Genomic DNA, 11,907 nt, shown 5'->3' with positions numbered 1-11,907 from the left:
GATTACGATGCGTGAGAAGTGGAGGCTTCCTTCCGCGGCGAACCGTTCTGTGGGAGCGGCGTCAGATCGAGGAGCTGGCGAATCCGTTGGCTCAGGGCTTCTGGCGTAAACGGTTTCTGGAGGTAGTCGCTCAGCTGATCGGTCGCCCCGATGCCGACGTCATCGGCATAACCCGATATGAAGAGAATTCTGAGGTCTGGCTTGAGGATGCGCAGATGTTGGGCCAGTTCTGTCCCGCTCATGCCGGGCATGACCACATCGGTGAGGAGCAGCTGATAATTGCCGACCTGCTGTGTGGCGGCCAGGCAGGCTTCCAGTCCGTTTTTGGATTCCAATACGCGATAGCCGAGCTTTTTGAGTTCGTCCCGGACGAGGTCGCGGACGGAGGCGTCGTCTTCGACGAGGAGGATAGTTTCACGTCCCCGGTTTGATGAACGAGGGGCTTGGTCGGGCGCAGTTGGATCGGGATGTGATCGGACCGCGGGGAAATACACGTCGAAGCGACTGCCTTGCCCGATCAGGCTGGTCACATCGAGGCCCCCGCCACTCTGGGTGACAATACCAAACACGGTCGACAGCCCCAGGCCGGTGCCTTTCCCTTCCTCTTTGGTGGTGAAAAACGGTTCGAAGATATGGGTGAGGGTATCGGGCAGCATCCCGACTCCGGTATCTGACACGCTGAGTTTGACGAATGTTCCGAGCGCAGGAAGCTGGGCATGATACATCGGCGTCCGTGTCAACTCGACCTGCGAAGTTTCGATTCTCAGCCTGCCTCCCTTGGGCATGGCATCCCGCGCATTCACAACGAGGTTCATGAGGACTTGCTCAATCTGGGCTGGATCGGCGCTGATGCGGAGATCCTGAGGCGCCAGGGCGAGGGTGAGTTCAAGATCTTCACCGATCAGCCGGCGCATCATTGTTTCAAAATTGGTGATCAGCGGATTCACGCTCAGTACTTTGGGAGTCGATGGTTGTTTGCGGCTGAATGTGAGGAGTTGGCGGATCAGCGTCGCGGCCCGGTCGCCCGCCTTTTGCATTTCTTCGATCTTGTTTCGGAAGGGGTGTTCCGTCGTCATGTCGTTGAGCAGGACCTGGGCATGGCCCATGATGACGGTGAGGAGATTGTTAAAATCGTGCGCGAGCCCTCCGGCCAGGCGGCCGACGGCTTCCATCTTTTGTGCTTGCCGGAGTTGCTTCTCGCTTTGTCGCAGAGCTTCTTCAACGCGGGCGCGCTCCTGCCGTTCCTGCAATTCCCTGATGGCACGTTGGAGTGACGGCACGAGCCGTCCGAGGCGCTGCTTTAAAATGTAGTCGGTGGCGCCTCGATGCATGGCGTCGATGGCCAATTCCTCGCCGAGGGTTCCGGAGACGAAGATGAATGGGATATCGGGCCTGAGTTGTTGCGCGAGAGCAAGGGCGGTGATCCCATCGAATCCGGGCAGTGAGTAATCCGCCAGGATCAGGTCGATCTTTCCTGCTTTCAACGTGTCGACAAACGTGTCCCGCCGATCAACCCGGATGGTCTCACACGGAATGCCGCCCTCGTTGAGGGTCGCCAGGATCAATTCGGCGTCGGCGGGGTTGTCCTCAAGTTGGAGGAGTCTCAGCGGGGTCGTCACAGAACCTCGGGGTGCGTCATATTAGTTCGTGGATGCTGACCCTTCGGGGGGTGGCTCATTGATCACGCCCCAGAATGTGCCCAGTTCTCTCACGGCCGTGAGAAACTGGTGAAATTCGACGGGCTTTACGACATAGGCATTGGCGCCCAAGGCGTAGCTTTCTGCGAGGTCTTTTTCTTCCCTCGAGGAGGTCAACATGACGACGGGAATCGGACGCAGGCTGAGGTCCGACTTGATCGTGCGGAGGACTTCGAGTCCGTTGACCTTGGGCATTTTGAGGTCAAGAAAGACCACGGCCGGATTGCCTTTGAGGCGCGACTTGAATTGTCCGCGGCAATAGAGATAGTCCAAGACCTCGGCGCCGTCGTGACAGAGGACGACCTTATCGGAGATATGCTCTTCTTCCATGGCCGCGAGTGCGAGTTCCGCATCCCGGGGGTTATCTTCGGCCAATAAGATGGGTTTTGCAGCCGTCATGTTCGAGGTCTCCTAGTTGGGAGGGTGACAAAGAACGTCGCGCCTTGATCGGGGATGCCTTCAGCCCACACCCGCCCTCCGTGGCGATGGACGATGCGACGCACATTGGCGAGGCCGATGCCGGTTCCTTCAAATTCGTCTGCCCGGTGCAGCCGCTGGAAGACGCCGAAGAGTTTGCCGAGATATTGCATATCGAACCCTACTCCATTGTCCCGGACAAAGACGGTGATTTCCCCTGCGCTCTTCCGCTCAAGGCCGATGGCGATCTTCGCGAGAGGTCGGGTGTTGGTAAACTTGATCGCATTAGAAATCAGATTCACAAATACCTGACGAAGCATGGCGGGATCGCCCGGTACCTCCGGCAGTGTGTCGATTGTCCAGGATATTTCTCGTCCTTGCAAGTCAAGACGTAAATCGTAAAGGATGGTTTTGATCAGCTGGTCGAGATTGACCGTCGTGTGGAGCATTTCTTGGCGCCCCATGCGGGAAAATACGAGCAGGTCGTCAATGAGTTGGCCCATTTGTTTGGCGGAGTCGGAAATGGTTTGGAGGTAGCGCGCAGCCTTCTCATTCAAGGTGTCGCCGACCGATTTACGGAGCAGCGAGGCATAGCCATCGATGTGGCGAAGCGGCGCACGGAGGTCGTGCGAGACCGAGTAACTGAAGGCCTCAAGCTCTTTATTGGCCGCTTCAAGGAGTTCACCACGCAGCTGGAGTTCCGCGGCCACCTTTCGGCGCGCAGTAATGTCGTGCCGGATGAGGTAATACACAGAGGCGAGGAGCACCAGTTGAAGGAGCGCCCCTAAGGCGAGCAGCACAATCGTATTGGTGGTGCTGAGTGTCGATTCACTGAGACGGCGGCGTACACTCTGACGTTCGTCGACTTCCATTTCCCCGATAATGCGGTGAATGGCTGTGAGCTCGCGTTTCGCGGCGCCTTCTAGTGCGATGCGACGGACGGCTTCGAAGCCTCCCTTATCCCGTTTGGCGATCGCTCCCGTTTCCGCATTGATTTGCTGCTCGATCAGTTTCTGCAGTGTTTCAACTCGTCCCTCTTGCAGTGGGAGCCCGGCGGTAAGCTCTTTCAGATACTTCACATAGGCCGGTTTCTGCTCCGTGAGCGTGCGAAAGCTCTTTAGGTAGATGACTTCTCCGGTGACAAGATAACGGCGATGATTGTTTTCTGCCTCATCCATCGCCACATCGACGTTATTCAACAGTTGGAGGAGATCGTGGCTGTTCGTGTCCAACCGGCTGTTCTCGACCAGGACGGTCGTATTGCGATAGGACACGGCCCCGATAATAAGAATGCCGATAAAGACGAGGCTGAATCCTGCCAGAATTCGTCGTTCAATGGTGAGTTCGCGAAACCGCATGACCAAGGTCTGCTTGGCCGGATGTGGCTGGTTGGGGGCCTGGGTTGGGCCTGTGTCCTGGGGGGGATCTCCGGCGATCGGAGGCAGCGGCGGTCGATCGCTCGGCACTGTGTCCATGAAAAGAAACCGCGTTGAAAGGTGTAGGGAAAACTCCGGGCACTCTACTCTCGGCCGTTCACAGGCCGCAAGATCTATTTTAGCAGATCTGTAAGGGATGCCCGACGGTTAGCCCCCGAGAGGGGGAATCGGAGGGAGCGCGGTCGCGGCTGGTGTCGGTGGGAGATGGGAGAACATCATCGTGGCAGAGACCACCCAGTCGATGAAGGGTTGAGGATAGATTCCGATCAACAGCGTTCCGGCAAGGCCGACATACACCACGGCCTTCATCGGACCAGAAATCCGAATGGGTGACGGGTCAATCGGCTCGGCGATGTACATCTTCTTTACGACAATCAGGTAGTAGTACATGGAAATGACGATATTCACGAGCCCGACGGTAATGAGGGTATAGAGCCCTTCTTTGATGGCGGCTACAAAGATATAGATCTTGCCGATAAACCCGGCTAAGGGTGGCACGCCGGCCAGTGACAGGAGAAAGAGCAGCATGGAGAAGGCCAAAAACGGCGATCGGCGATTGAGGCCGCTGTAATCGTTGATTTCTTCACTGCCGATGGCCTGACTCATGGCGATCACGACCGCGAAGGCGCCGATGTTCGCAAACAAATAGGTCAGCAGATAAAACAGGATCGCATCGTTGCCCATCTTGGTGCCCGCTGCCATCCCGATGAGGACGTTTCCGATTTGGGCAATGCCTGAATAGGCCAGGAGGCGCTTAATATTCGTTTGGGCTATAGCCACGATGTTCGCATAGGTCATCGACAGGACGGAGACGGCCGCGAGCAAGAGCACCCACATCGGCTTAAAGGTGAACAGGGCCACGAAGAACAACCGGAGCAGGATGGCGATGGCGGCGCCCTTCGGCGCGATGGAGAGGAATGCTGTTACGGGCGTGGGCGCGCCATGATAGGTGTCGGGAACCCAGGTATGGAATGGAACGGCCCCGATTTTGAAACCGAGAGCCGCGAAGATCAACAGGAAGCCGACGATCAAGCCTGGCGTGGCCGGTGCCGAGGCCATATCTGAAAAGACCAACTTGCCGGTTTCCCCGTAGACCAGGCTGATTCCGTAGGCCAGGAGACCGGCGGCAAAAACACCAAGAATAAAGAACTTGAGACCAGCTTCATTCGAGGCGAGGTCTTCGCGCAGGTAGGCCACGAGCACATAGAATCCGAAGGTGGAAAACTCCAGCGTGACGAAGAGAGACAGTAAATCGTTGGCGGAGGCCATAAACATCATGCCGAGGGCGGACATGACGATGAGGAAATAGTACTCCCCACGAAAAAAGGCAAAGCGGTTGACGTATTCAATGGAGGCAAGGATGACGAGAATGCTCGCGCCAAGGATAAACATCTTAAAGAAGATGGCCATGCGATCGAGCACAAACATGTTGCCGAAGAGGGCCCCGGAGATATGCGTCAAGTCGAACCAGGCGAGGCAGCCCAGGGTGACGACGAGCCCCACGACGCTCAAGTAGCCGATTTGTTCCTTCGGGAGCCGGGGAAAGGAAAAGTCGACAATCAAGACCAGGCAAAGCCACAGGATCAGGAAGATCTCCGGCAACAGCAGGAGGAGATCGGCTATCGTCATATTGAGTTCAAAGTTCATAGTGTCGACTGGTACCCTATTGAGCCACGCGCGAGTCAGGTAGCTGTGCGCCACGGGCCGCCAACTGTTCAGGCAGTGAGGTTGCCGATGTCTCCGGAGCCTGCAGTTCGGCCACGGGCACGACGTGAGTAATTCTGGCAATGAGCGGATCGACCCCTGAGCGAACCACGTTGTACAGGTGCATGGGGAAGAGTCCGAATCCCACACTGACGGAAATCATGATTAAAAGCGGGAGACGGTCCACGAACGCCACCGCATCATGCGAGTGACTGTATTTCTGGTCCATCGGGCCATAGAACAGGCTTCGCATCATCTTAAAGAGATAGGCCATCGTCAACACGATTCCGAGCACGGCGACAATGACCTGTAGCGGATACTTGTTCCAGCTGCCCACGATGATCATCACTTCCGCGATGAAATTGATCGTGCCTGGCATGCCGATGGAGGCCATGCATCCCACCACGAAGCAGGCGGAGATAAAGGGCATCTTATTGGACAGCCCCCCGAGTGAGGGAATATCGCGCGTGTGAGTTTGATCGTAGACCCAACCGGCCATGGAGAAGAGCATGCCCGTGGCCATCGCGTGGGCGAACATGTAGATCACCGCGCCGCTGAGGCTGATGTAATCCAGGGCGGCCATGCCAAGAAACACATAACCCATGTGGCTGGAGCTGGAATAGCCGATGACATACTTGGTGTCTTTCGCGTAGTACGCGACGAACCCGCCGTAGACGATACTGAACATGCAGAGCACGGCTGCCATGGGCATGAGCTCCCGCGTTGTTTCCGGGAGAATCTCGAAGGCCACGCGGATAATTGAGAAATGTCCGAGCTTCATGAGGACGCCGGCGTGCAACATGCTGGTGGCAGCGGGCGCGGCGGCGTGTCCCACGGGCGACCAGGAATGCAGCGGCCAAAGGGGCGCGATAGAAGCGAATCCGAAGAAAATGAGGACCCAGATGATTTTGTCCAGTGTCGTGCCCAGCACGGGAATGTTCATGAGATTGGCATGTTCGCGAAGCACGAGAATGTCAAACGTGTTCAAGCCTGAATATTTGTAGATCAGGAGAATGCCCATGAGGGCGGCGACGGCAAAAGCGGAGAGGAACAGCACCAGCTTCATGGCCGCATACTCTTTGCTGTTCGAGCCGAAATTGAAGATGAAGCCGACGGAGTCGCGTTGTTTGACGCCTTCCGGATCGGTCATTTCCAAATACTTCTTGGTATGGCTGCCCCACATCCCGAGCAGGAGGTACATCGGAATGACCGACATTTCGTAGAAGAAGAAGAGAAAGAAGAGGTCCAGCGACATAAAGACGCCGATGGTGGCTGCCGCGAGGATCAGAATCCAGATGTAAAACTCTTTGGCGCGATCTTTGATGTGCCAGGAGACGAAGATACCCGCGAACAACAAGATCGACGAGGCCAGGACCAGGGGTGTGCCGATGCCGTCGACGCCAAGGTACAGCGAGATGCCCAGTTGATGTGACCAATCAAATCGTTGGATGAATTGGAATCCACCTCTGACCGGATCGTACGCATAGAAGAGGTACAGAGACGCAATGAGTGAAATAAAGGCTGATCCGGCGGCAATCCCGCGCACGAGCAGCGCCTGGCGGTTGGAGATGAAGATCAACGCGAAGGCGCCGAAGAACGGCGCGAAGAGAATGTAGAGTAAGGCGTAATCACCCATGGGTCTTAGCGATCCAATCGTTGAACGGGTTCAGTCAAGACGGCGACGGTTCCATGATCGAGGCGGTCTACCAGGGCTTGGATCGAACCGTTTATGATGTGGAGGAACGGCGATGGATAGAGCCCGATCCAGAGAATCATGACGGCCAGCGACACGGCAATGACCATTTCCCGTAACTGTAAATCGACCATCGTATTCTTCACGGCTTTTCCGAGAGGGCCCAGGATCGCGCGTTCGTAGTACCACAGAAAATAGGCGGCGCCGAACACGACTCCGGTGACGGCGAGGGCGCCGAACACCCAATTGGCTTTAAACGTACCGAGGAGAATCAAAAACTCTCCGACAAAACCATTGGTGCCGGGTAGGCCGATGGAGGCCAGTCCGATCAGTAAGAAGAACGAAGCGAGGAGCGGGACCTGTTGCGCTAACCCGCCGAATGCCGACAGCTGGGTAGTTTGCTGTCTCGAATAGAGGAACCCGGCGATAAAGAAGAGACCTGCCGTACTGAATCCAAGATTAATCATCGTCAGGAGGCTACCCTGGAGTCCCTGATAGTTCAGCGCAAAGAGCCCCATCATCACAAAGCCCAAGTGACTGATACTGCTGAAGGCCAGAAGTCTGCGGAAATCTGGCTGGATCAGGGCCATGACGGCGCCATACGTAATCGCGGCAATGCCCAGGCACATGATCACGGTCACTACGGTGTGGCTCTTAGATGCTTCCGGCAGCAAGGGAATGCTGAAGCGAATAAAACCGAAGGTTCCAAGCTTGAGTCCGGCAAGGACCACGGCCATGCCGATCGGTCCTTCGAGCAAGGCGTCAGGCAGCCACGTGTGGAATGGAAACACCGGGGCTTTGAAGGCAAAGCCCATGAACATGAGCCAGAAAATGAGAATTTGCTGATCGACTGGAATAGGGACCGTCAACAGATCAAGGAGGTCAAAGGAGTAGAGCTGATCGGTATGACGAAGGACTGCCCAATGATGAAAGTTCAAATCCAGCAGCGCAATGCCCACGAGCATAAAGACGCTACCTAAGAGTGTATAAAGCACATACTTCAACGCGGCGTGATGCCGTTCTGCCCCGCCACCCCAGAGCTTGATCAGGAAATAACTGGGGATGAGCATCAATTCCCAGAAGACGAAGAAGAGAATGAGGTCCAGTGAGACGAAGACGCCCATGGTCGTCGTTTCGAGGGCCAGGAGGCACATCATGTACAGTTTCACCTGGTGACGAATGGTGTCCCAGGAATACACGATCACCAGAACGGTCAGGAAAGCCGTCAGCCCGACAAAGAGCACGCTGATGCCATCGACTGCCAGGTGGTAGCTGATGCCCAAGGCGGGAATCCAACGGACATGTTCGGCGAATTGCATCGCGGCGGAATCAGGGACGAAGCGAAGGAGGACGAAGATCGCCAAGGCGAGTTCGACCAGACTGATCGTCAGGGCGGAAGTCCGAACCATATCCTCATCATCGACGAGCCAGAGCACGGCGGCTCCGACAAAAGGGAGGAAGAGGAGACAGGACAAGATGGGAAAACCAGCTGCGAGTTCTTCTAACATAATCGTTGCGCGACTCCGACGTTCCCTCGACGTGACTTACTTTTGCAGGATCAGCTGTACAACTAACGCCAGCAAGAAAATGCCGGCGATAATGATCGCCGCGTAGTGGTGGACCATGCCGCTTTGGAGCTTGCGTCCTTGGCGAGCAGCCAGATGATTGCTGAGCCCGATCACGTTGAGGCCGGCATAGACGACGTACTTTTCAAGCCAGGTTGATCCGGCTGACCCCCATTCCGCCATCTGTGCGACACCGTTCACGAGGCCATCGATCACGGTTCGATCAAACCAATCCAGGAATTCACCCAGGCGCTTGGTCGGCTCGACGAACAAGAAGTCGTAGAGCTCATCGACGTAGTATTTGTTCAAGAGCGTTGTGTAGATGCCCGAGAATTTGGCGGCCCAGGTGTCGGCAGTTGACGGACTTAAACTATAGAGAAAATGCGCCAGACCCCATCCGACGACGGCAATGCCGGTCGCTGTTCCCATCAGGAGCAGGGTGGTGGCCACGCTGGTTTCATGTCCGCCGGCGACTCCGGCAACGGGGGCGAGGAATCCATGGAGCCAACCATGTTCCGGTGGGAAGCCCAAGATGAGTCCGCCGAATACTGATAAGACTCCGAGCGCCATCAAAGGCCCGACCATGACCATGGGCGATTCATGGACATGCTCTTCTGTGTGATGGTCCATGCGAGAAGGACCGTAAAAGGTCAGGTACGTCAGTCTGAACATATAAAACGACGTGAGGAACGCACCGATCGCCGCCAGTCCATAGAAGAGGAATTGGTGATTCACGAAGGCGTGGCCCATGATCTCGTCTTTGCTCCAGAACCCGGCCAAGGGGGGGATGCCCGCGATGGCAATGGTGCCGATGAGGAAGAGTCGATAGGTCCAGGGTATCTTTTTGCTCAAGCCGCCCATTTTCCGAATGTCCTGCTCCCCTGACAGGGCATGGATCACGGAGCCGGCTGATAAGAACAAGAGGGCTTTGAAGAAGGCATGGGTCATGACGTGGAAGACGGCGGCGGTATAAGCGCCGATTCCGCACGCGAGAAACATGTAGCCGAGTTGACTGACGGTCGAGTACGCGAGCACCCGTTTAATGTCGGTTTGCACCAGACCGATGGTTGCCGCAAATAAGGCGGTGCAGCCTCCGACGATGGCGACGGTCTGCATGGCAATGGGAGAGAGATCGAAAATGGCATGGTTCCGTACGATCATATAGACGCCGGCCGTCACCATGGTGGCGGCATGGATCAGCGCGCTGACCGGCGTGGGGCCTTCCATGGCATCCGGTAACCAGGTGTACAGAGGGAGCTGAGCGGATTTTCCGACCGCGCCGACTAACAGGCAGAGGGCGATGGCGGTAGCCATGTCGGGCGAGAGTTGACCCAGCTGGGCAAACACCTTGGTGTAGTCGAGTGTCTTGAAGTTAATAAAGACCAGGAAGATGGCCAATAGGAACCCGGCGTCGCCGATGCGGTTGACGACGAACGCTTTGGTGGCAGCTTTGGCGGCAGAGACTTTATCGTAGTAGTAGCCGATGAGCAGATAGGAGCAGAGTCCGACTCCTTCCCACCCGATGAACAAGACCGCGTAATTGTTGCCCATGACGAGCAACAACATCGAGAGCATGAACAGGTTCATATAGGTGAAGAACCGGGTGAAGCCCGCTTCACCGTGCATGTAGCCGACGGAATAGACGTGAATCAGGAATCCGACGCCGGTGACGACCAAGAGCCAGACGCAGGTCAGGGGGTCTACCAGGTAGGCCAGATTGATGGTGAGGTCGCCGCCGAAGATCCATTGATAGGCGATCACTTCGTGAGTGGCGCCGGTGCGCAGGACATCCGCGAAGACGCCGATGACACAGAGGAACGAGAGGCCGACGGATCCCCAGGCGAGGCGGTGAGCGACCTCATGAGAATACCGGCTGCCAAGGAGACCGTTGGCAATGGCGGCCAGCAAGGGGAAGACCGGAATCAGTTTAATGAGCAGATCAGTTAAATCGAACACGTTACCACTTCAAGAGGTTCATTTCGTCGACGTTGGTTGAGAGTTTCCCGCGGAACACCACAATGATAATGGCTAAGCCGATGGCCGCTTCTCCTGCGGCGATCGCAATGATGAACAGGGCCACCAATTGCCCGGCCATGGATTCAAGATAGTAAGAGAAGGCGACCAGATTGATATTGGCGGCGTTGAGCATAATCTCGACGGACATCAAGACGATAATGAAATTACGTCTGATGAGGACGCCGAGCAGTCCGATGACGAAGAGGATGGCGCTGACTGCCACATAGGCCGATAACGGAAGCATGCGTCAGTCTTTCCTCAAGTTGAGCGGCTTGGGTGTTTTCGCCAGCACGATGGCTCCGATGATGGCACCCAACAAGAAGACTCCCACGATTTCAAATTGCAGGAGATAGTCGCTGAACATCTTGATCCCGATCGCCGCCGTGTCCCCGTCTTGTAAGACGGCAACAGCCGGTGCACCGCCTTTGGCGCCGGCAAAAGGCGAATGGAGCAAGAGATATATCACGTAGAGGGATCCCAGAACGGCCGGGGTCAAAAAATACAGATAGGTGGAGTGAAAATACCGTTCGTCCGTTTTGAGATTCAAGAGCATCAGAACGAAGAGATAGAGCACGAGGATGGCTCCGGCATACACGATGACTTGGACGGCCCAGAGAAACTCCGCATTGAGCAGGACGAAAAATCCCGAGACATGCAGCAGGAGCGCGAGCAAGGCCAGTCCGCAGTGGACGGGATTCTTGAGCGCGACCGTCATGACCGCGGCCGCAATACTCATAAAGGCAAAATATGAAAAGAAGACAGCAATCATCGGGGTGTCTCAGCTCAAATGTTTGGGAGTCGATTGTGTGGCTTTGAGGACCGACTGGGGGAAATAGTATCGGTACTCACGACTCTCCTCGACATTTTTCTCCTGGTTATGGGCGTAAAGATATTTTTTCGCGTCACTGAGATGACGCTCACCAATGTCGTAGAGCCGCTTCTTGTCGAAGAGGAGGGTACGCTTATCATGCGTGGAAAATTCGTACATCTTGGTCATGGCCAGTGCATTGACGGGGCAGGCTTCCACACAGTAGCCGCAGAACACGCACTTCGTGATGTCGATGTAAAACTCAGTCGCGTACCGCTGCAAGGGGCGGGTCGGGTCTTCCGCGCTGATCACCTTGATGCAACGGGATGGGCAGGCGGCCTCACAAAGATCGCATCCCACGCAGCGTTCGCGGCCGTCGTCGTAGCGCAGCAGCGATAATGCGCCGCGATGAGTGTCGGGAAGGGTCCGCTGTTCGCGCGGGTACTGAAATGTGATCGGGCGATGGAACATATGGCGAAACGTCACCTTCATGGCATCCCAAATCTCATAGAACAGGGCTGCATGCAGAATTTTTTTTGTCAGTGTGGCAACGCTCATGGTCGGCTCCCGC

10 protein-coding genes are annotated in these 11,907 nt (G+C 56.1%); all 10 read right to left on the bottom strand.

The window, feature by feature from the left end:
• Window positions 1-2: 2 nt before the first annotated feature.
• A complete protein-coding gene (locus tag NITLEN_RS06840) occupies window positions 3-1,619 on the bottom strand; it encodes a response regulator (RefSeq protein WP_121988859.1) in 1,617 nt (538 codons plus the stop codon).
• 21 nt (window positions 1,620-1,640) lie between these two features.
• Window positions 1,641-2,096, bottom strand: coding sequence for a response regulator (locus tag NITLEN_RS06835; protein WP_121988858.1), 456 nt, complete (start codon window positions 2,094-2,096; stop codon window positions 1,641-1,643).
• Window positions 2,093-3,589, bottom strand: a complete 1,497-nt coding sequence (locus tag NITLEN_RS06830) for a sensor histidine kinase (protein ID WP_121988857.1) — start codon at window positions 3,587-3,589, stop codon at window positions 2,093-2,095. Before NITLEN_RS06830 ends, NITLEN_RS06835 begins: the two co-directional genes overlap by 4 nt.
• A gap of 108 nt (window positions 3,590-3,697) precedes the next feature.
• Entirely contained in the window at window positions 3,698-5,197 is a 1,500-nt protein-coding gene (locus NITLEN_RS06825; protein ID WP_121988856.1) for an NADH-quinone oxidoreductase subunit N, read from the bottom strand.
• A gap of 16 nt (window positions 5,198-5,213) precedes the next feature.
• Window positions 5,214-6,890: a complex I subunit 4 family protein gene (locus NITLEN_RS06820; RefSeq protein WP_121988855.1), complete on the bottom strand. Its 1,677-nt coding sequence runs from the start codon at window positions 6,888-6,890 to the stop codon at window positions 5,214-5,216.
• 5 nt (window positions 6,891-6,895) lie between these two features.
• Entirely contained in the window at window positions 6,896-8,455 is a 1,560-nt protein-coding gene (locus NITLEN_RS06815; RefSeq protein ID WP_121988854.1) for a complex I subunit 4 family protein, read from the bottom strand.
• Between the two features lie 36 nt (window positions 8,456-8,491).
• Window positions 8,492-10,468, bottom strand: coding sequence for an NADH-quinone oxidoreductase subunit L (gene nuoL / locus NITLEN_RS06810; protein ID WP_121988853.1), 1,977 nt, complete (start codon window positions 10,466-10,468; stop codon window positions 8,492-8,494).
• A gap of 1 nt (window position 10,469) precedes the next feature.
• On the bottom strand, window positions 10,470-10,772 hold the full coding sequence (gene nuoK / locus NITLEN_RS06805; RefSeq protein WP_121988852.1) for an NADH-quinone oxidoreductase subunit NuoK: 303 nt from the start codon (window positions 10,770-10,772) through the stop codon (window positions 10,470-10,472).
• 3 nt (window positions 10,773-10,775) lie between these two features.
• Complete coding sequence (locus NITLEN_RS06800) at window positions 10,776-11,297, bottom strand: NADH-quinone oxidoreductase subunit J family protein (protein ID WP_121988851.1); 522 nt, start codon at window positions 11,295-11,297, stop codon at window positions 10,776-10,778.
• A gap of 9 nt (window positions 11,298-11,306) precedes the next feature.
• On the bottom strand, window positions 11,307-11,894 hold the full coding sequence (gene nuoI, locus NITLEN_RS06795) for an NADH-quinone oxidoreductase subunit NuoI (RefSeq protein WP_121988850.1): 588 nt from the start codon (window positions 11,892-11,894) through the stop codon (window positions 11,307-11,309).
• Window positions 11,895-11,907: the final 13 nt, after the last annotated feature.

This window comes from Nitrospira lenta (genome assembly GCF_900403705.1).
Classification (GTDB): Bacteria; Nitrospirota; Nitrospiria; order Nitrospirales; family Nitrospiraceae; genus Nitrospira_D; species Nitrospira_D lenta.
This window is presented reverse-complemented; position numbering and strand designations above follow the sequence as displayed.